Annotated in this window: 18 protein-coding genes; 10 read left to right on the forward strand and 8 right to left on the reverse strand. The window is 66.0% G+C overall.

The annotated features are described in order from the left end of the window. Nucleotides 1-97 precede the first annotated feature (97 nt). Nucleotides 98-649 carry a DJ-1 family glyoxalase III gene (locus P3C50_RS19130; protein WP_275547168.1) on the reverse strand — a complete coding sequence of 184 codons (552 nt, stop codon included), beginning with the start codon at nt 647-649 and terminating at the stop codon, nt 98-100. Between the two features lie 196 nt (nt 650-845). On the opposite strand from P3C50_RS19130, the gene P3C50_RS19135 reads away from it, so the two are divergent. From P3C50_RS19135 to P3C50_RS19150, 4 genes are all read left to right on the forward strand, one after another. After that, on the forward strand, nt 846-2138 hold the full coding sequence (locus P3C50_RS19135; protein WP_275547169.1) for an NCS2 family permease: 1293 nt from the start codon (nt 846-848) through the stop codon (nt 2136-2138). Between the two features lie 146 nt (nt 2139-2284). Beyond that, a complete protein-coding gene (gene trmA / locus P3C50_RS19140) occupies nt 2285-3373 on the forward strand; it encodes a tRNA (uridine(54)-C5)-methyltransferase TrmA (RefSeq protein WP_275547170.1) in 1089 nt (362 codons plus the stop codon). Nucleotides 3374-3488: 115 nt separating this feature from the next. Continuing rightward, complete coding sequence (locus P3C50_RS19145; protein ID WP_275547171.1) at nt 3489-3923, forward strand: DUF411 domain-containing protein; 435 nt, start codon at nt 3489-3491, stop codon at nt 3921-3923. 52 nt (nt 3924-3975) lie between these two features. Continuing rightward, entirely contained in the window at nt 3976-4836 is an 861-nt protein-coding gene (locus P3C50_RS19150) for a neutral zinc metallopeptidase (protein WP_275547172.1), read from the forward strand. Nucleotides 4837-4845: 9 nt separating this feature from the next. On the opposite strand, the gene P3C50_RS19155 is transcribed toward P3C50_RS19150, so the two are convergent. The 3 genes from P3C50_RS19155 to P3C50_RS19165 all read right to left on the reverse strand — a co-directional run bounded on the left by P3C50_RS19155 (nt 4846) and on the right by P3C50_RS19165 (nt 10393). Next, nucleotides 4846-6015 (reverse strand): Bcr/CflA family multidrug efflux MFS transporter, encoded by a 1170-nt coding sequence (locus P3C50_RS19155; protein WP_275547173.1) that lies wholly within the window; start codon nt 6013-6015, stop codon nt 4846-4848. Nucleotides 6016-6104: 89 nt separating this feature from the next. After that, nucleotides 6105-9239, reverse strand: a complete 3135-nt coding sequence (locus tag P3C50_RS19160) for an efflux RND transporter permease subunit (protein ID WP_275547174.1) — start codon at nt 9237-9239, stop codon at nt 6105-6107. A gap of 5 nt (nt 9240-9244) precedes the next feature. Beyond that, nucleotides 9245-10393: an efflux RND transporter periplasmic adaptor subunit gene (locus P3C50_RS19165; RefSeq protein ID WP_197857595.1), complete on the reverse strand. Its 1149-nt coding sequence runs from the start codon at nt 10391-10393 to the stop codon at nt 9245-9247. A 113-nt stretch (nt 10394-10506) separates the two neighbouring features. Here P3C50_RS19165 and P3C50_RS19170 point away from each other — a divergent pair, with 113 nt between their 5' ends. Then, nucleotides 10507-11127 (forward strand): TetR family transcriptional regulator, encoded by a 621-nt coding sequence (locus P3C50_RS19170; RefSeq protein ID WP_275547175.1) that lies wholly within the window; start codon nt 10507-10509, stop codon nt 11125-11127. A gap of 68 nt (nt 11128-11195) precedes the next feature. Here P3C50_RS19170 and P3C50_RS19175 read toward each other — a convergent pair whose 3' ends face one another. Next, nucleotides 11196-11393, reverse strand: a complete 198-nt coding sequence (locus P3C50_RS19175; protein WP_275547176.1) for a heavy-metal-associated domain-containing protein — start codon at nt 11391-11393, stop codon at nt 11196-11198. A gap of 102 nt (nt 11394-11495) precedes the next feature. Between P3C50_RS19175 and P3C50_RS19180 the strand changes: the two genes are divergently transcribed. From P3C50_RS19180 to cueR, 3 genes are all read left to right on the forward strand, one after another. After that, a complete protein-coding gene (locus P3C50_RS19180; RefSeq protein ID WP_275547177.1) occupies nt 11496-11888 on the forward strand; it encodes a hypothetical protein in 393 nt (130 codons plus the stop codon). A gap of 64 nt (nt 11889-11952) precedes the next feature. Then, complete coding sequence (locus P3C50_RS19185; RefSeq protein WP_275547178.1) at nt 11953-14322, forward strand: heavy metal translocating P-type ATPase; 2370 nt, start codon at nt 11953-11955, stop codon at nt 14320-14322. Then, on the forward strand, nt 14319-14750 hold the full coding sequence (gene cueR / locus P3C50_RS19190) for a Cu(I)-responsive transcriptional regulator (RefSeq protein WP_275547179.1): 432 nt from the start codon (nt 14319-14321) through the stop codon (nt 14748-14750). Before P3C50_RS19185 ends, cueR begins: the two co-directional genes overlap by 4 nt. 138 nt (nt 14751-14888) lie before the next feature. On the opposite strand, the gene P3C50_RS19195 is transcribed toward cueR, so the two are convergent. Together P3C50_RS19195 and P3C50_RS19200 are read right to left on the reverse strand one after the other, a co-directional pair. Continuing rightward, entirely contained in the window at nt 14889-15776 is an 888-nt protein-coding gene (locus P3C50_RS19195; protein ID WP_275547180.1) for a PA4780 family RIO1-like protein kinase, read from the reverse strand. 140 nt (nt 15777-15916) lie between these two features. Continuing rightward, nucleotides 15917-16804, reverse strand: a complete 888-nt coding sequence (locus P3C50_RS19200) for a LysR family transcriptional regulator (protein WP_275547181.1) — start codon at nt 16802-16804, stop codon at nt 15917-15919. 101 nt (nt 16805-16905) lie between these two features. Here P3C50_RS19200 and P3C50_RS19205 point away from each other — a divergent pair, with 101 nt between their 5' ends. Continuing rightward, nucleotides 16906-17547, forward strand: coding sequence for an NAD(P)-dependent oxidoreductase (locus P3C50_RS19205; RefSeq protein ID WP_275547182.1), 642 nt, complete (start codon nt 16906-16908; stop codon nt 17545-17547). A 55-nt stretch (nt 17548-17602) separates the two neighbouring features. After that, a complete protein-coding gene (locus tag P3C50_RS19210) occupies nt 17603-17893 on the forward strand; it encodes a DUF2218 domain-containing protein (RefSeq protein WP_275547183.1) in 291 nt (96 codons plus the stop codon). Nucleotides 17894-17897: 4 nt separating this feature from the next. Here the strand turns inward: P3C50_RS19210 and P3C50_RS19215 are convergent, their stop codons facing one another. Beyond that, nucleotides 17898-18641 (reverse strand): 5-oxoprolinase subunit PxpA, encoded by a 744-nt coding sequence (locus tag P3C50_RS19215; protein ID WP_275547184.1) that lies wholly within the window; start codon nt 18639-18641, stop codon nt 17898-17900. Nucleotides 18642-18708 lie beyond the last annotated feature (67 nt).

Genomic DNA, 18708 nt, shown 5'->3' on the forward strand with positions numbered 1-18708 from the left:
CTACATAGCTGCAGCGCTAGCGTCAGTTGCTGGAGCAGGAAGGCCAGGAGACGTAGCCCGGATACAATCCGGGGAAGATCATGGCCAGCGCCGCGACCTACACCAACATCGCCTCGGCCACTTCCTTGCGCGTGCCGCGCCCGACCAACTGTTCTACCAGGGTCAGGGCGAAGGCCAGCGCCGTTGCCGGCCCCTGGCTGGTGATGCAGTTGCCGTCGACCACCACCGCCTCGTCGACGAAGGTGCAGCCACTCAGACGATCGCTGAACGCCGGGTAGCAGGTCATGCGCCGCTGCCTGAGCACGCCGTAATTCTGCAACGCCACCGCCGGCGCGGCGCAGATGGCGGCGAACAGTTCGCCGGCCTTGGCCTGCTTGCGCACGCGCTCGGCCAGCGGCTCGAAATCGGCCAGGCGCTGCGCGCCGGGCATGCCACCGGGCAGGACGATCAGGTCGAAATCCTGCGCCAGCACGTCCACCAGCATGGCGTCGGCGGTCAGGCGGGTGCCGCGGGCGCAGGTGATCATTCGGCGTTCCTCGACACTGGCCACCAGCACCTCCACATCGGCGCGGCGCAGCACGTCGATCAGGGTCACGCATTCGATATCTTCGATGCCGTCGGCGACAGCAATCAGCGCTCGCTTGCTCATTTTTCAACTCCTTCAGGCAGAAAACGAAACAGTCCGGCTGGTCATGAAAGGCCGAAAGACCACAAATTCACCCGGCAAAACCTTGCTGGTATGATGCGCGGCTTTTGCAAGACCGAGCAATTTTCCGGCCCTTACGGACGGATGTGCTTTGCTGTCTGCAGACCATTTCGGCGCGTTCGCGCCTCGGGGAGCCACCATGCTGGAAAGACTGTTCCAACTCAAAGCCCACAACACCACGGTGCGCACCGAGGTGCTGGCCGGGATCACCACTTTCCTGACCATGGCCTACATCCTCTTCGTCAACCCCAACATGCTGGCCGAGACCGGCATGGACCACGGCGCGGTGTTCGTCGCCACCTGCCTGGCCGCCGCCATCGGCTCGCTGGTCATGGGTCTTTTGGCCAACTACCCGATCGCCCTGGCGCCGGGCATGGGCCTCAACGCCTTCTTCACCTACACCGTGGTCATGACCATGGGTTACAGCTGGCAGACCGCGCTGGGCGCGGTGTTCCTCTCCGGCGCGATCTTCTTTCTGCTGTCGATCTTCAAGATCCGCGAGTGGATCATCAACAGCATCCCCCTGGCCCTGCGCGCCGGCATCGCCGCCGGCATCGGCCTGTTCCTGGCGATCATCGCACTGAAGAACGCCGGCATCGTCGTCGATCACCCGGCCACGTTGGTCGGCCTCGGCGACATGAGCCAGGGCGGCGCATTGCTGGCCTGCCTGGGCTTCTTCGTCATCGCCGCGCTGGCCTATCGCAAGGTCACCGGCGCGGTGATGATCGGCATCCTGCTGGTCACCGGCCTGTCCATCGCCCTCGGCCTGTCCGAGCTGCCGGGCGTGATCTCCATGCCGCCGTCGCTGATGCCGACCCTGCTGCAACTGGATATCGCCGGTGCGCTGGACATCGGCCTGGTCAGCGTGATCTTCGCCTTCCTCTTCGTCGACCTGTTCGACACGTCGGGCACCCTGGTCGGCGTTGCGCAGAAGGCCGACCTGCTGGACAAGGACGGCAAGATGCCGCGTCTGGGCCAAGCCCTGCTGGCCGACAGCACCGCGACCATGGCCGGCGCCGCACTGGGCACCAGCACCACCACCAGCTATATCGAATCCGCTGCCGGCATCAGTGCCGGCGGGCGCACCGGCCTCACCGCCTGCGTGGTCGCCGCGCTGTTTCTGCTCAGCCTGTTCTTCGCCCCGCTGGCCGGCTCAGTGCCGGCTTACGCCACGGCTCCGGCGCTGCTGTTCGTCGCCGTGCTGATGATGAGCAGCCTGGCGCAAATCGACTGGGACGACCTGACCGTCGCCGCCCCCGTGGTGGTCGCCGCCCTGGCCATGCCACTGACCTTCTCCATCGCCAACGGTATCGCCTTCGGCTTCATCGCCTGGACCGGCATCAAGCTGCTGTCCGGCCGTGCCCGTGAGCTGAACGCGGCGATGTGGGTGCTCTCTGCCCTGTTCATCGTCAAGCTGGCCTACTTCGCCTGATCAACCCCCCAGATCGTTCCCACGCTCCGCGTGGGAACGCCTCCCAGGACGCTCCGCGTCCTGCACCACCAATGATCGATGACCACGGCACGCCAGCAACGGAATCGCTACAATGGCGCCCCGTTTTCCTGCCCCATGAGTGACCGATGAGCCGCCCCGCATTCGACCCCGCCACCTACGACGCCCAACTCGCCGAGAAGAAGACGCGCCTGGTCGAACTGCTGGCGCCCTTCGCCGCGCCGGAGCCTGCGGTGTTCGACTCGCCGCGCGAGCACTACCGCATGCGCGCCGAGTTCCGCCTGTGGCGTGAAGACGGCCAGCGCCACTACGCGATGTTCGCCCCGGGCGACAAGCACACGCCGATCCTGCTCGACGACTTCCCTATCGCCAGCCTGCGCATCAACGAGCTGATGCCGCGCCTGCGCACCGCCTGGCAGGCCAGCGAGGTGCTGTCGTTCAAGCTGTTCCAGGTGGAATTTCTCACCACCCTGGCAGGCGATTCGCTGATCACCCTGGCCTACCACCGCCCGCTGGACGAGGCCTGGCAGGCCGAGGCGGAGAAACTGGCCGCCGAGCTGAACGTCAGCCTCGTCGGCCGCTCCCGTGGCCAGCGCCTGGTGATCGGTCGCGATTACGTGGAAGAGGAATTGAGCGTAGCCGGACGCACGTTCCGTTATCGCCAGCCGGAAGGTGCGTTCACCCAGCCCAACGGCGCGGTGTGCGAGAAGATGCTCGGCTGGGCCTATGACGTGCTCGGCGAGCGCGAGGATGATCTGCTGGAGCTGTACTGCGGCAACGGCAACTTCACCCTGCCGCTGGCGACCCGCGTGCGCCGCGTGCTGGCCACCGAAATCAGCAAGACCTCGGTGAACGCCGCCCTGGCCAACCTGGCCGATAACGGCGTGGACAACGTCGAGCTGGTGCGCCTGTCCGCCGAAGAGCTGACCCAGGCGCTCAACGAGGTGCGCCCGTTCCGCCGCCTGGCCGGCATCGACCTGAAGAGTTACGACTTCGGCAGCGTGTTCGTCGACCCGCCGCGCGCCGGCATGGACCCGGACACCTGCGAGCTGACCCGGCGCTTCGAGCGCATCCTGTATATCTCCTGCAACCCGGAAACCCTGGCCGCCAACATTGCGCAACTCGCCGACACGCACAAAGTGACGCGCTGCGCACTGTTCGACCAGTTCCCCTATACCCACCACATGGAAGCCGGCGTGCTGCTGGAAAGGCGCTGAGCCTGGCTCGCGCTGGAAGCCACGTAGCGCCGCCGGTCGCGACGCATGGTCGCAAGCACTTGGGCCGTGCCCGCCGCGGGGCTATGCTGGGCGCTGGTTAATCTGGAGCCTTGCCATGCGTCGTTCCCTGCTCGCCCTCTTCCTCTTCTCCGGCCTGGCGCACGCCAGCGAGCCGCTGACCATCGACGTGCATCGCGACGCCAATTGCGGCTGCTGCAAGGCCTGGATCAGCCACCTGCAGGACAACGGCTTCACCGTCAACGACCATGTCGAGGCCGACATGGGCGCCGTCAAACAGAAGCTTGGCGTGCCGCCGCGCCTGGCCTCCTGTCACACCGGCGTGATCGACGGCAAGTTCGTCGAGGGCCACGTACCGGCCGCTGACATTCTCAAGCTGCGCGAGCGCACGGACCTGATCGGCGCCGCCGTCCCCGGCATGCCCATGGGCTCGCCAGGCATGGAATATGGCGACCGTGTCGATGCCTATCAGGTGATCGGCCTGGATCGCGAGCGCCAGGACCAACTGCTCAGTGACTACCCGGGCAACTGAGACGGCGCCAAGGCAGCTACACTGCAGCGATCAGTAACCCGGGAGTGCAGCCATGCGCTGGCAACGCGGTAGACGCAGTGACAACGTGGTGGACGCGCGCGGCCGTTCCGGCAGGCGCCTCGGTGGCGGCCTGAGCCTCGGCGGCGTCGCGCTGATCGTCATCTTCGGCTTGCTGACCGGGCAGGACCCGCTGCAGATCCTCGGCCAGATCGCCGGCCAGGCCACCCAGCCACAGGTCGCGCAGACACAAAGCGCACCGCCAGCCAACGACGAGCAGAGCGAGTTCGTCCGCGCCATTCTCGGCGACACCGAGGACACCTGGCGCGAGCTGTTCCAGCAGGCCGGCCAGCAGTATCGCGACCCGAAACTGGTGCTGTTCTCCGGTAACGTCAATTCCGCCTGCGGCTTCGCCAGCTCGGCGGTCGGCCCGTTCTACTGCCCTGGCGATCAGCGCGTGTATCTGGACATGGCGTTCTTCCGCGAGATGGAGCAGCGCTTCTCCGCTGCCGGCGACTTCGCCCAGGCCTACGTGATCGCCCATGAGGTCGGCCACCACGTGCAGACGCTGCTGGGCGTGTCGGCCAAGGTCAATGCGGCACGCCAGCGCGGCGAACGCGTCGAGGGCGATGGTGGCCTGCTGGTGCGTCAGGAGTTGCAGGCCGACTGCCTGGCCGGGGTCTGGGCGCATCACGCGCAACGACGGCACGACTGGCTGGAGGCAGGCGACCTGGAAGAGGCGCTGAACGCCGCCAGCGCCATCGGCGATGACCGCCTGCAGAAGCAGGCGCGCGGCCAGGTGGTGCCGGATGCCTTCACCCATGGTACTTCGCAGCAGCGCGTGCGCTGGTTCAGCACCGGTTTCGACAGCGGTCAGCCGGGGCGTTGCGACACATTCAAGGCAGCCCGCCTGTAACGCGCCGGGTCAGACCGCGAAGCGCTTGCTCCACCAGGCAAAGCCACTGGCGGCAGCACCGCACAGGGCGATCACCAGCGCCATGGGCATGGCCGAGCCATCATGCAGGTAGGCCACCAGCGCCGACGCGCCGGCCGCCACGCTGAACTGCATGCTGCCCAGCAGTCCGGAAGCGCTGCCGGCATGACGGCCCTGCCCCGCCATGGCGCAGGCCGTGGCGTTGGGCAGCACGCAGCCGAGGCTGGCGACGCAGATGAACAGCGGAATCAGCAGCGGCCACAGCTGCGCCGGCTGCCACAACGCCAGCGCCAGCAGGCTCAGACCGCTGGCCAGGTACACCAGCACCATGCGCCGCAGCCACCGCGCCGGGCCGCCGTTGCGCACCAGGCGCGCGTTGACCTGCGCCATGACCACGAAACCCGCGGCGTTGCTGCCGAACAGCCAGCCATAGTGCTCGGCCGGCACGCCGTAAAGTTCGATGAAGATGAAGGGCGAGCCGGCGATATAGGCGAACATGCCAGCCATGGCGACGCCACCGGCCAGGCTGTAGCCCATGAACGGCGCATTGCCCAGCAGCGCGCGGTACTGGCCGAAGGCACCGCTCAGCGGCGCCGGTTGCAGATCCTTCGGGCGCGTTTCCGGAAGCCAGAGCAGTACAGCCAGCAGGCACAGTCCGGCGAAGATCGCCAGGCTGTGGAAGATCGCAGGCCAGCCCAGTGTATTGAGCAGCAGGCCGCCCCCCAGAGGCGCGAGAATCGGCGCAAGCCCCATCACCAGCACCAGTTGCGAGAACACCTTGGCCGAGGCCAGTGGGTCGCACAGATCGCGCACCACGGCGCGGGTGATGACCATGCCGGCGCAGCCGCCCAGGGCCTGCACGAAACGTGCGGCCACCAGCCATTCCAGGTTCGGCGCCAAGGCGCAGGCCAGCGATGCCACGGTGAACAGGGCGACCCCGACCAGCAGCGGCACGCGGCGACCGAAACGATCCGCCAGCGGCCCGTAGAACAGCTGGCCGATGGCGATGCCGATGAAATAGGCCGCCAGCGACAGCTGGATATGCTCGACATCGGTGCCGAACTGCTGGGCCAGGGTGGGGAAACTCGGCAGATAGAAATCGATGGCCAGAGGGCCGAAGGCGCATAGCGCGCCCAGAATCAGCAGGGTTCGCAGGTTCATGAACAGTCCGGACTATTGTTAGCCGGCTAATCATCTCACCGACCAGCTGCATGCGAAAGCGCGGGCCGCCGAACGACGGCTCGCGTAGCTCAATGCGGTTCTGCCTCCTTTGTCTTGCCGCGTCGACTCACACGCTGGGCGGCCGACTCTACCAGCAGGTAGAACATCGGGATCAGGAACGTGGCCAGAAGCGTGGCGGCGAGCATGCCGCCGATCACCCCGGTGCCGATGGAATGCCGGCTGGCCGAGCCGGCGCCAGAGCTGATGGCCAACGGCACGCAACCGAGAATGAACGCCAGCGAAGTCATCACGATGGGACGGAAACGCAGCTTGGCCGCCTCCAGCGCCGAGTCGAAAATGCCCTTGCCCTCGGCGCGTAGCATCACCGCGAACTCGACGATGAGAATGGCGTTCTTCGCCGCCAGGCCGATCAGGGTGACCAGGCCGACCTGGAAGTACACGTCGTTCTGAATGCCGCGCAGCCACACCGCGAGAATCGCCCCGAACACCGCGAAGGGTACGGCGGTGACCACCGCCAGCGGCAGCGTCCAGCGCTCGTACTGCGCCGCCAGGATCAGGAATACCAGGATCAGGCCGAAGACGAAGGCCTGGGCGCCCGAGCCTTGCGTGGCCAGCTCCTGATAGGCCGAGCCGATCCAACCCAGGCTGTAATCCTCGCCGAGCACCTCGTCGGCCACTTCCTGCATCGCCGCCAGCGCCTGCCCGGAGCTGTAGCCCGGCGCCGGGCCACCGAGCACCTTGGCCGACGGGTAGACGTTGAAACGGTCGTAGGAATCCGGGCCGAGGATGCGCCGCACCCGCAGCAGGGTCGACAGCGGCACCAGATCGCCACCGCTGGAGCGCACGTAAACCTGGCCGAGGTCCTCCGGCTTGCGGCGGAACTCCGATTCGGACTGCAAACTGACCTGCCAGGTGCGCCCGTAGAGGGTGAAATCGTTGACGTAGTAACTGCCGAAGGTCGCCTGCATGGCAGTGAACACGTCACTGACACTGACGCCCAGAGCACGCGTCTTGGTGCGGTCCAGGTCGATGTAGTACTGCGGCACGTTGGCACTGAAGGTGCTCTGCACACCGGCCAGCTCAGGTCGCTTGCCGGCCGCCTCGACGAAAGCCTGCACCTTATCGCCAAGCTGCTCGACGCTGCCACCGGAGCGGTCCTGAATGTAGGACTCGAAACCACCGGTGGTGCTCATGCCGGTGATCGGCGGCGGGTTGAACGACAACACCAGGCCGTCCTTCTGCGCGGCGCCCATGCCCATGAACTCGCGCGTCAGGTTGCGCGCATCGAGCTCATCGGTGGTGCGCTCGCTCCAGTCCTTGAGCGGCACGAAGGACACCCCGGCATTGCTGCGCACGCCGAAGGTGAGCACGTCGAAACCGGCGAAGGTCACCACGTCCTGCACCGCCGGGTGCTCCATCAATTGCCGGGTCACCGCGCCACTCAACGCCTCGGTACGATTGAGCGAGGCCGCCGGCGGCAGGTAGTAGGCGTTGATCACGTAGCCCTGATCCTCGTCGGGCACCAGGGAGCCGGGCACCCGCGCAAACAGCAGCATGATCAGCGCGATCATCCCGCCGAACAGCAACAGGCCGATCAGCGAGCGCTTGAGGAAGAAGCTCACGCCGGCGCCGTAGCCCTCCGTGGCCTTTTCGAAGAAGCGGTTGAAGGCGCGAAACGGCGCAGCCGGCTCGTGGTGGCCGGGCTTGAGCAGCAGCGCGCAGAGCGCTGGCGACAGGGTCAGGGCGACGATGCCGGAAATCACCACCGAGACCGCGATGGTGATCGCGAACTGCTTGTACATCTGCCCCGCCAGGCCGCCAAGAAAGCCCACCGGCACGAACACGGCACAGAGCACCAGAACGATGGCGATGATCGGCCCGGTGACCTCTTCCATGGCCTTGATCGAGGCATCCCGCGCGTTGAGGTGTTCGGTTCGCATGACCCGCTCGACGTTCTCGATCACCACGATGGCGTCGTCCACCACGATGCCGATGGCCAGCACCATGCCGAACAGGGTCAGCAGGTTGATGGAGAACCCCAGCATGTACATGCCAGCGAAGGTGCCGACCAGCGACACCGGAATCGCCAGCACCGGGATCAGCGTGGCGCGCCAGTTCTGCAGGAAGATGAACACCACCAGCACCACCAGCACCAGCGCCTCGAAGAAGGTGTGGATCACCTCCTCGATGGAGACCTGGACGAATTTGGTGGTGTCGTAGGGGATCTTGTAGGCGATGCCCTCGGGGAAGCGCTGGCTCAGGCGCTGCATGGTGCGCTCGACCGCTTCGGCGGTGTCCAGCGCGTTGGCGCCGGGCTGCAGATAGATGCCGAAGGCGGCGTTCTGCTGGCCATTGAGGGTGGTGACCAGCGAGTAATCCTGCGCCCCCAGTTCGACCCGCGCCACGTCCTTGAGCAGCAGGCTGGCGCCGGTGTCGTCAGTGCGCAGGATGACGCTTTCGAACTCCTTGGGGTCGGTGAAGCGGCCCTGGGTGGTGACCGTGTAGGTGAAGTCCTGCGGCTCCTTGAGCGGCTGCTGGCCGAAGCTGCCGGCGGCGAACTGCGAGTTCTGCTCGCGGATAGCATTGACCACGTCGGTGGGCGTGAGGTTGTACTGCGCCAGTTTGTCCGGGCGCAGCCAGATGCGCATGGAGTAGTCCTTGGAGCCGAACTGGCTGGCATCGCCCACGCCCTTGAGGCGCTTGAGTTCGTCGATGACGTTGATCAGCGCATAGTTGCTGATGAAGATCGGGTCGCGTGAGTCATCCGGCGAGTACAGGGTGATCACCTGGAGGATGTCCGAGGACTTCTTTTCCACCTTCACGCCCTGGCGGCGTACCTCTTCCGGCAGCTTGGCCAGCGCCGCCTGCACCTTGTTGTTGACGTTGATGGTGGCCTGGTCCGGGTCGGTGCCGACCTCGAAGTACACCGTCAGGCTCATCGCTCCGCTGCTGGAGGAGTTCGACAGCTGATAGATCATGTTCTCGACGCCGTTGATCTCCTGCTCCAGCGGCGCCGCCACGGTTTCGGCGATGACCTGCGAGCTGGCACCGGGATAGGAGGCGCTGACCGACACCTGCGGCGGCAGGATTTCCGGATACTGGGCGATGGGCAGCGCACGCATCGCGGCCAACCCGGCGAGCACGACGACGATGGAGATGACGGTGGCGAACACCGGACGGTCGATGAAGAAGCGCGAGATCATGGCCGTTACTCCTGCGCCTGGCTGGCGGGCTTGGCTGCCTGCGCCTCCTCGACCTTGACCGGGCTGTCCGGCCGCACCTTGGCCAGGCCGTCGACGATCACCCGCTCACCATCGCTGACCCCGGAGAGGATCAACCAGCGCCCACCTGCGGTGTCGCCCGTGGCGACCTGACGCATGCGCGCGACGTTCTGATCGTCGACGACGTAGACGAAAGTACCGCGTGGCCCCTGGGCGACGGCGCGCTCCGGCACGGTAATGGCATTGGGGCGGGTCAGGCCTTTGACCTGCACCCGTACGAACTGCCCCGGCAGCAGTTTCTGCTCGGGGTTGGGCACCACGCCACGGGCGCTGACGGTGCCGGTGCCGCGGTCGATCAGGCTGTCGGTGAAGTCCACCTCACCCACCGTCGGATACGCCGAACCATCACCGAAATGCACCTCCACATTCAGCTTGCCGCTGGCCGGCGGCACCAGGCTGCCCTCGGACAGCTCGCGGCGCAGGCGCTCGGCCTCGGCATCCGGATAGGCGAAATTGACGAAGATCGGATCGAGCTGGGTGATCTGCGTGAGCAGGCTGGCGCTGGGGTCGCCCGCGACAATCAGACTGCCTTCAGAGACGCTTTCCTTGCTGGTGATGCCGGTGATCGGCGCCTTCACCGTGGTGTAATCGAGGTCGATCTGGCGCGACTGCACCTCGGCCTGGGCCGCCTCGATATTGGCCTTGCTCTGCTCGAAATTGGAGATGGCGTTGTCCAGTTCGCTCTCGCTGGCGAAGCCCTTCTTCTGCAATTCGCGGATACGCTTGAGATCGCGATCGGTCTGCCGGAACCGCGCCTGCTCCTGTGCCAGTGCGCCCTTGGCGCGGGCCAGGGCCGCCTCGTAGGGGCGCGGGTCGATACGAAACAGTACCTGGTCCTTCTGTACCCGGCTCCCCTCCTGGTAGGTGCGTTCCTGCAGGATGCCGCCAACCTGGGCCCTGACCTGCACCTCACGGTAACCGGCGGTCCGCGCGGGATACTCCAGCACGATAGGCAAGTCGCCGACCTTGGCCTGTTCGACCGTCACCGCCGTGGGCGGCGCGTCGGCGGCCTGTGCACCGAGGGTGAAAATAAGCGTTGCGGACAGGCAGAAACGATCCAGGCGAACGAACCACATGATGCATCCCTCTCCTTGGCTAGACGCAGAGCAGAAGCCGCACAAAGAAGCGCGCCACCAGCAGGCGGGCATAATCGGTACAATCGAGCCTAGCTCCAATTAGCCGGATCGCCATGCGTAGAACCAAAGAAGATGCAGAGAAAACCCGCTGCGCCATCCTCGCCGCTGCGGAACAATTGTTCCTCGAGCGTGGCGTCGCCCATACCAGCCTGGAGCACATCGCCCGGCATGCCGGGGTGACTCGCGGGGCCGTCTATTGGCACTTCCAGAACAAGGCACATCTGTTCCACGAAATGCTCAACCAGGTACGCCTGCCGCTGGAGCCGCTGGCTCAGCAACTGGCTGCCGTCGACGGCCTGTCATCGCTGCAGTTGCTGCGCGATCTGTGCATCGAGGCCATGGCCAATCTGGTGCTGGATGAACAGCGGCGGCGCATCCTCACCGTGCTGCTGCGTCGTTGCGAGTTCACCGAAGAACTGCGCGAGGCCGAAGAGCGCCACGAAACCTTCGTCAATCAGTTCATCGACCTGTGCCAGCAGCAGTTCGCCCTGCCGACGGTGCAAGCGCATCTGCAGCCGGGCATTACCCCGCGCCTGGCCTCGCGCACGCTGCACGCGCTGCTTGTCGGACTGTTCAGTGATTGGCTGCGCGATCCCAACCTTTTCGATGCCCAGACCGACACCCCGGCCATGATCGACAGCTGCTTTCGCGGTCTGCTGCGGCAGTGGCCTTAGAACCTGTTCAAAGTCTCGCGAGCTAGCGCAATGCAAGGCAAAAAACATGTTCTTAGCCGGCCCGGGTCCTACGCGGGCACAACCTCATAGCCCTCTTCACGGATCGCGGCCTGAATCTGCGCGGCGTCCAGACTGCCCTCCACACGCACCAGCCCCGCGGCCAGATCGACTTCGACCCTGGCCGCCTGATCCAGCGCCTGGATCGCCTGGGTGACGGCACGCACGCAATGACCGCATGACATTCCGCTAATCTTGAACTGTTGCATCTGCTGACTCCTTGAACCGATGGAAGATGGGTGTAGTCTCGACCTTGCCACGATGGCAAGGTCAAGTCCTGCCACCCCGGTTTCTGCAAGAGGATTCTCGTCATGCGCCTGTTGTTTTCTGCCTTCGCCTTGTTGCTGGCGCCTCTGGCACTGGCCGACCCGCTGGCACCGCTACCTTCAACGACACAGGGCGAGGGTTATGCGGTGCTGATCGTTTCGCGTGAGCGCCTAGAGGTGGCGACCACCTGCGAGATCGCCCTGTATCTGCATGATCAGATGGCCGCTCGCCTGCATCAGGGCCAGTCGGTGTCCTTCAACCTGCCGCCGGGCAAGGTTTCGCTGCGCCTCGGCCTGACCGGCCCCGGCTCCTGCCAGGACGGCGTCGCCCAGCTGAGCGGGCAGTCGCTGGAGCTGTATGCCGGCGAAGTGCGCCGCTACCGCATCGCCATGGAAAGTGGTGGCCTGCGACTGCATGCCGCGCCGCCACTGAACTGAAGGCTTGACCTTGCCATGGGGTCAAGGTTGATCCTGTAGCCATGACGTTACAGGGAGCCGAGCCATGACCACCTTCGACCTGCCGATCCAGGGCATGACCTGCGCCAGCTGCGCCGGCCGTGTCGAGCGCGCGCTGCGCAAAATGCCGGAGGTGTCCGGCGCCAGCGTCAACCTGGCCAACGAGCAGGCACGTATCGAAGCGCCCGCCGGCAGCCTGCCGCAGCTGATCGCCGCCATCGAGGGCGCCGGTTACAGCGTGCCCAGCCAGCCCATCGAATTGCGCATCGAAGGCATGACCTGCGCCAGCTGCGTCGGCCGTATCGAGCGCGCCCTGAACAAGCTGCCGGGCGTCCGCCAGGTCGCCGTCAATCTTGCCGACGAGAAGGCGCGCCTGCAGGTGCTCGCCGGTTTCGACCCGCAACTGGCGGTGAAAGCCGTCAGCGCCGCCGGCTACGAGGCCGCTCTGCTCGATGACCGCCCGGCCACCGATCTGGCCCAAGGCCGCCTGCGCCGTGAGCGCCTGACCTTGCTCGCCGCAATCGCCCTGACCCTGCCGCTGGTGCTGCCGATGCTGCTCGAGCCCTTCGGCCTGCACTGGATGCTGCCGGCCTGGGCGCAGTTCCTGCTGGCCACGCCGGTGCAGTTCATCTTCGGCGCGCGCTTCTATCGCGCGGCCTGGCAGGCGCTCAAGGCCTGGGCCGGCAACATGGATCAACTGGTGGCCATCGGCACCAGCGCCGGCTACGGCCTGAGTCTGTACCAGTGGGCCGTGACGCCGCCCGGGCAGATGCCGCATCTGTACTTCGAGGCCTCGGCGGTGATCATCAGCCTGATCCTGCTCGGAAAGTACCTGGAGAGCCGCGCCAAACGCCAGACCGCCAGTGCCATTCGCGCATTGCAGGCCCTGCGCCCGGACCACGCGGTACGCCTGGTGGACGGCCGCGAGGAGCGCGTCGGCATCGACGCCCTGGCGCTGGGCGACCGCATCCTGGTCAAGCCCGGCGAGCGCTTCCCGGTCGACGGTCAGGTGCTGGAAGGTCACAGCCATGCGGACGAGGCGCTGATCAGCGGCGAGAGCCTGCCGGTGGCCAAGCAGCCGGGCGACAAGGTCACCGCTGGCGCGATCAATGGCGAAGGCCGCCTGCTGGTGGAGACCACCGCCCTGGGCGCCGAGACCGTGCTGTCGCGCATCATCCGCCTGGTCGAAGACGCCCAGGCGGCCAAGGCGCCGATCCAGAAGCTGGTGGACAGAGTCAGCCAGGTGTTCGTCCCCACGGTGCTGCTGATCGCCCTGGCCACGCTGCTGGCCTGGCTGGCGCTCGGCGCCTCGCTGGAAAACGCCCTGCTCAATGCCGTCGCCGTGCTGGTAATCGCCTGCCCCTGCGCCCTTGGCCTGGCCACGCCGACAGCGATCATGGCCGGCACCGGCGTCGCCGCGCGCCACGGCATCCTGATCAAGGACGCCGAAGCACTGGAAGTGGCGCACGCCGTGCAGCACGTCGCCTTCGACAAGACCGGCACCCTCACCGAAGGCAAGCCACGCATCGTCCATATCGGCCTGGGCGAGGCCGGCGAACAGGAGTTGCTGCGCCTGGCCGGCGGCCTGCAACAGGGCAGCGAGCACCCGCTGGCCAGGGCCGTGCTGCAGCGCTGCAGCGATCAGCACCTCACCCTGCCGGCGCTGAGCGAGAGCCGGGCGCTGGCCGGGCGCGGCATCGCCGGCGAAGTCGAGGGCCGCGCCCTGCAACTGGGTAGCAGCCGCCTGCTGCAGGAACATCAGCTGCAGGCCGGCGCGCTGGGCGAATCGGCAAAGGCCTGGGAGGCCGAGGGGCGCACCCTGTCCTGGCTGATCGAAACCGGCAGCACGCCACGCCTGCTGGGCCTGCTGGCCTTCGGCGATCAGCTCAAGGAAGGCGCCGCCGAGGCCATCGCCGAGCTGCGCGAGCAAGGCATCAGCAGCCACCTGATCAGCGGTGACAACCCCGGCAGCGTCGCGGCGGTCGCCAGCGCGCTGGGCATCGACGAACCCCACGCCCAGGTGCTGCCGGCGGACAAGGCACGCCTGATTGGCGAACTGCGCCAACGCGGCACCGTGGCCATGGTCGGCGACGGCATCAACGATGCCCCGGCGCTGGCTGCGGCGGATGTCGGCATCGCCATGGGCGGCGGCACCGACGCCGCCATGCACGCCGCCGGCATCACCCTGATGCGCGGCGACCCGCGCCTGGTGCCGGCCGCGCTGGACATCAGCCGGCGCACCTACGCCAAGATCCGCCAGAACCTGTTCTGGGCCTTCATCTACAACCTGATCGGCATTCCGCTGGCCGCCGCCGGCCTGCTCAACCCGATGTTCGCTGGCGCCGCCATGGCCCTGTCCAGCGTCAGCGTGGTGAGCAATGCCCTGCTGCTCAACCGCTGGAGACCACGCGCATGAACATCGGCCAAGCCGCCAGGCACACCGGCCTCAGCGCCAAGATGATTCGCTACTACGAGTCCATCGACCTGCTGCCCCACGCCGGACGGTCGGAGAGTGGTTACCGGCAGTACAGCGCTTCGGATCTGCACCGCCTGGCATTCATCAAGCGGGCACGGGATCTGGGGTTTTCTCTGGAAGAAGTCGGCAAGCTGCTGGCCCTGTGGCAGGACAAGCAACGCGCCAGTGCCGATGTGAAGGCGCTGGCCGAGGGGCATATCGCCACGCTTTCGCGCAAGATCGCCGAGATGAGTGCCCTGCGCGACACGCTGGTGGAGCTGGCGAACAGTTGCCAGGGCAATGACCGGCCTGACTGCCCGATTCTGAAGGGAATCGAACAAGGCGTGAGCTGCGGCGCGGCGGAGTGTTCGTCGCACCGTCAGCCGTAGGGCGGGTGAAACCCGCCAGACCGACAATGGCGGGTTGCACCCGCCCTACGTCAGTGGCGCCCAGTTCTAATGCCCCGGGGCGTCGTGTGAAGAGGGTGCGCACGGCACCCTACGGAGCGGAGCCCGGCAAAAGCCTTATCAACGCATCCAGGGCGGCGTCGGCTCGGCGTCCTTGGGTTCGTCTTCGGCGTTGCGTAGCGCCTGCTTCTTCGCCTCTTCGGCCAGCGCAGCCTTGATCTCGCGCATCACCGCGTCGATATCGGCAGCGTCCTCAGGCTCGGCGAATTCGCCGGTCAGTGGCGTATCGGGCTGCAGCTTGCCGGCCTCGTAGAGCGCCCACATTTCCTTGGCGTACTTGGTGTACTTCAGCTCCGGGGCGAACTGGCCGAAGTACTCGGCCATGTTGCGCACGTCACGTTCGAGCATGCTGAAGGCGTGGTTGTTGGCAGCGGCATCCACCGCCTGCGGCAGATCGATGATCACCGGACCGTCTGCGCCGAGCAGCACGTTGAACTCCGACAGGTCGCCATGCACCAGGCCGGCGCAGAGCATCTTGACGATCTCCTGGATCATGAAGGCGTGAAACTCGCGGGCATCGTCCGGGTGCAGGTCGACGTCATTGAGCCGTGGCGCCACATCGCCCTCGCCGTCGTCCACCAGCTCCATCAGCAACACGCCATCGAGAAAGTCGTAGGGTTTGGGCACTCGCACGCCGGCATTGGCCAGGCGGAACAGCGCCGCGACTTCGGCGTTCTGCCAGGCCTGCTCCTGCTCCTTGCGCCCGTACTTGCTGCCCTTGGCCATGGCCCGCGCCTGGCGGCTGCCCCGCACCTTGCGCCCCTCCTGGTATTCGGATGCCTGGCGGAAACTGCGTTTGTTGGCTTCCTTGTAGACCTTGGCGCAACGCAGCTCGTCGCCACAGCGCACCACGTAGACCGCTGCTTCCTTGCCGCTCATAAGCGGTCGCAGCACCTCGTCCACCAGGCCATCCTCGACCAGGGGTTCAATACGTTTGGGCGTCTTCATCGGTGTGGATCACGGGTCCTTTCTGACGGAGAGATTATTTGGCGACCATCCTCGCACAGCCAGGAACCTGTTCAAAGGCTCGCGAGCTACGGCCAGGCAGGGCGAGAACCCACAAAGTGGCGGATGCCGACTGTCGATCATCATGCGCTCACCAGATGACGCCTGAGCGCTTCGATGGCATAGCGTACCTTGGCCGGTTGCGCATCGCGGCGCGGGGTGACGATATACAGGCCGAAAGGCTCCAGCTGCCAGTCCGGCAGCAGCGCCAGGAGTTCGCCGCGAGTCAGCAATTCACGGATTTCCGGCTCGGGCTGCAACGAAACGCCCATGCCCGCCAGAGCGAACTGACGCGCGGCCAGAATGTTATTGCAGCTGATGCGCGTCTCCAGGCGCAGGCGTTGCTGCGCCCCGCCGGGGCCATGCAGGGTGAGGTGCTGGCTGCGCTCCAGATGCAGGCCGATCCAGTCCAGCCTGAGCAATTGCTGCGGTTCGACCGGCACACCCGCGCGGGCCAGGTAAGCCGGCGCCGCGCATAACAGCATGCGCCAGTCGGTCACGTGACGGGCGATCAGACTGGAATCTTCTTGGTTGCCGACGCGGATGGCGAGGTCGATTCGAGACTCGATCAGATCGATCTGCTCGTCCTGAAAGAACAGGCTCAGGCTCAAGCCCGGATGAGCGCTGAGCAGTGGAGCCAGTGCTTCGCACAGCATGGGCCCGGAAAAACCCACCGGCGCGGCGACACGCAACTCTCCTACCGGCGCGTCGCGCTGTTCGGCCAGCCGCTGTTCAGCCTGCTGAGCCAGCTCGACGATCTGCCGGCAGCTGTCGTAGAACGCGGCGCCCGCTTCGGTCAGGGTCAGCTTGCGCGTGGTGCGATGCAGCAGCGTAACGCCGGTGGCCTGCTCCAGGCGGCGGATCTGCTGACTGACTGCCGAAGCCGTCATGCCCAGCGCTTCTGCCGCGGCCACCATCGAACCTTTTTCCACCACCGTGGCGAACAGGGCCATGCGTTTGAGCTGCTCCATTATGAAGCTCCGCTTAATTATCCAAGTGCATAAAGCCACTTTTTCCGGTCTTTATCCAGCAGCGATCATGTGTCCACCCTCAACCCTTCGAGAACGAACCCATGAAGATCGCTCTGATCGGGGCCACCGGCTATGTCGGTGCCCCGCTGCTGCAGGAAGCGCTGGAGCGCGGACATCAGGTCACGGCCCTGGCGCGCCACCCACAGAAACTCGGTGCACACCCGCACCTCACCGCCGTCCAGGCAGACGTTCAGGACAGCGCGGCGCTGGCCGAGCAATTACGCGGGCATGACGCCGTGATCAGCGCGTTCAACCCGGGCTGGAGTGTTGCGGATATTCGCGAGCAGTTCATCGCCGGCAGCCGCGCGATCATCGCCGCGAGCAAGCAAGCTGGCGTCAAACGCCTACTGGTGGTCGGCGGCGCTGGCAGTCTGTACGTCGCCCCCGGGGTGCAACTGATCGATACCCCGGGCTTTCCCGCCGAATACAAGGAAGGTGCCGAAGGCGCGCGCCAGACACTTAACATGCTGCGGAACGAGCAGGCGCTGGAGTGGACCTTTCTCTCGCCGGCCGCCCAGCTCGTTCCAGGACCGCGCACCGGCAAGTTCCGCCTGGGCCATGACGAACTGCTGATGAACGGTGACGAGCCGGGCAGCATTTCGGTCGCCGATCTGGCCGTGGCGCTGATCGACGAAGTCGAAAAACCGCAACATATCCGCCAGCGTTTCACCCTGGCGTACTGAACCACGCGGCTGCTCGGGTGGCCGCTCCGAACGCTGGAAACCAGAGGAATTTTTCATGAACCCATTCAGCAGCAGCGCCTTCGTCGCCACCGACACGCCGGCGCGCTATATCAGCCGGCTGTGCAAGCACTTCGCGCACAAGATCCCGGTCAGCTTCGACGAACAACAGGGGCGCATCGAGTTCGGCGCCGGCCTGGCGACCTTGAGCGCCGAGGAGCGCGGCCTGCGCCTGCAGGTGCAAAGCGCAAGCAGCGAGGACCTGCAGCGCCTGCAAGGCGTGGTCGCCAGCCACTTTGAACGCTTTGCCTGGCAGGAAGCGCTGACCCTGGACTGGCAGCCCGCCTGATCCCTCAGAGCGCATCCAGGCAGGCGCGCAAACGGCGCAGCACCGCCAGCGACTCGGGATTATCGCCATGCACGCACAGGCTGTCGGCCCGCAGACGCAGCGGCTTGCCGTCGATATCGGCAAAGGGCTCGCCACGGGCAATGGCCATGGCCTGGGCGAGGATGCGCTCGGGGTCCTGGTGCACTGCGCCAGCGAGGCGGCGTGGCGCAAGCTGCCCATCCGACAGATAGGCGCGATCGGCAAACGCCTCGAACATCAGCGGCACGTCGGCCTCGTCGGCCAGGCGCAGCTCACGAGCGTTGTCGGCCAGCGCCAACACCATCAGCGGCAGGCCCTTGCGGTAGCTGGCGCAAGCATCGAGCACCGCCATCAGCAGCGCATCGTCTCGAACCAGATCGTTGTACAGCGCGCCGTGCGGTTTGACGTAGGCCAGCTGGCAGCCAGCCGCGCGGCAGAAGGCATCCAGCGCGCCGATCTGATACAGCACCAGCGCGCGCACCTCCTCCGGCGAGCACTGCAGGTGCCGCCTGCCAAAGCCTTGCAGGTCGGGATAGGACGGATGCGCGCCGATACTCACGCCATGCGCCACCGCCAGCTCGACGCTGCGCGCCATGATCAGCGGGTCACCGGCATGAAAGCCGCAGGCCAGGTTGGCCTGATCGATCAGCGGCATGGCCAGTCGGTCGTCGCCCATGCGCCAGGCGCCGAAGCCCTCGCCCATGTCGCAATTGAGAAGAATCAGGTTCATACCGGCAGCTTAGAGCGCTTGGAATACAGGCGTAAAGCGAGCTGACTCATTCGAGAACCGATCGCAT

It is taken from the genome of Pseudomonas sp. Marseille-Q0931, assembly GCF_940789645.1.
Taxonomy (GTDB): domain Bacteria; phylum Pseudomonadota; class Gammaproteobacteria; order Pseudomonadales; family Pseudomonadaceae; genus Aquipseudomonas.

Excerpts from the sequence above, each read along its gene's own strand:
- P3C50_RS19155 (WP_275547173.1), bottom strand. The coding sequence starts at position 6,015 with ATGAACCTGCGAACCCTGCTGATTCTGGGCGCGCTATGCGCCTTCGGC.
- P3C50_RS19175 (WP_275547176.1), bottom strand. The coding sequence starts at position 11,393 with ATGCAACAGTTCAAGATTAGCGGAATGTCATGCGGTCATTGCGTGCGT.
- P3C50_RS19150 (WP_275547172.1), top strand. The coding sequence starts at position 3,976 with ATGCGCTGGCAACGCGGTAGACGCAGTGACAACGTGGTGGACGCGCGC.
- P3C50_RS19200 (WP_275547181.1), bottom strand. The coding sequence starts at position 16,804 with ATGGAGCAGCTCAAACGCATGGCCCTGTTCGCCACGGTGGTGGAAAAA.
- P3C50_RS19210 (WP_275547183.1), top strand. The coding sequence starts at position 17,603 with ATGAACCCATTCAGCAGCAGCGCCTTCGTCGCCACCGACACGCCGGCG.
- P3C50_RS19180 (WP_275547177.1), top strand. The coding sequence starts at position 11,496 with ATGCGCCTGTTGTTTTCTGCCTTCGCCTTGTTGCTGGCGCCTCTGGCA.
- P3C50_RS19185 (WP_275547178.1), top strand. The coding sequence starts at position 11,953 with ATGACCACCTTCGACCTGCCGATCCAGGGCATGACCTGCGCCAGCTGC.
- P3C50_RS19195 (WP_275547180.1), bottom strand. The coding sequence starts at position 15,776 with ATGAAGACGCCCAAACGTATTGAACCCCTGGTCGAGGATGGCCTGGTG.
- P3C50_RS19145 (WP_275547171.1), top strand. The coding sequence starts at position 3,489 with ATGCGTCGTTCCCTGCTCGCCCTCTTCCTCTTCTCCGGCCTGGCGCAC.
- P3C50_RS19170 (WP_275547175.1), top strand. The coding sequence starts at position 10,507 with ATGCGTAGAACCAAAGAAGATGCAGAGAAAACCCGCTGCGCCATCCTC.
- P3C50_RS19205 (WP_275547182.1), top strand. The coding sequence starts at position 16,906 with ATGAAGATCGCTCTGATCGGGGCCACCGGCTATGTCGGTGCCCCGCTG.
- trmA (WP_275547170.1), top strand. The coding sequence starts at position 2,285 with ATGAGCCGCCCCGCATTCGACCCCGCCACCTACGACGCCCAACTCGCC.
- P3C50_RS19135 (WP_275547169.1), top strand. The coding sequence starts at position 846 with ATGCTGGAAAGACTGTTCCAACTCAAAGCCCACAACACCACGGTGCGC.
- cueR (WP_275547179.1), top strand. The coding sequence starts at position 14,319 with ATGAACATCGGCCAAGCCGCCAGGCACACCGGCCTCAGCGCCAAGATG.
- P3C50_RS19215 (WP_275547184.1), bottom strand. The coding sequence starts at position 18,641 with ATGAACCTGATTCTTCTCAATTGCGACATGGGCGAGGGCTTCGGCGCC.
- P3C50_RS19165 (WP_197857595.1), bottom strand. The coding sequence starts at position 10,393 with ATGTGGTTCGTTCGCCTGGATCGTTTCTGCCTGTCCGCAACGCTTATT.
- P3C50_RS19160 (WP_275547174.1), bottom strand. The coding sequence starts at position 9,239 with ATGATCTCGCGCTTCTTCATCGACCGTCCGGTGTTCGCCACCGTCATC.
- P3C50_RS19130 (WP_275547168.1), bottom strand. The coding sequence starts at position 649 with ATGAGCAAGCGAGCGCTGATTGCTGTCGCCGACGGCATCGAAGATATC.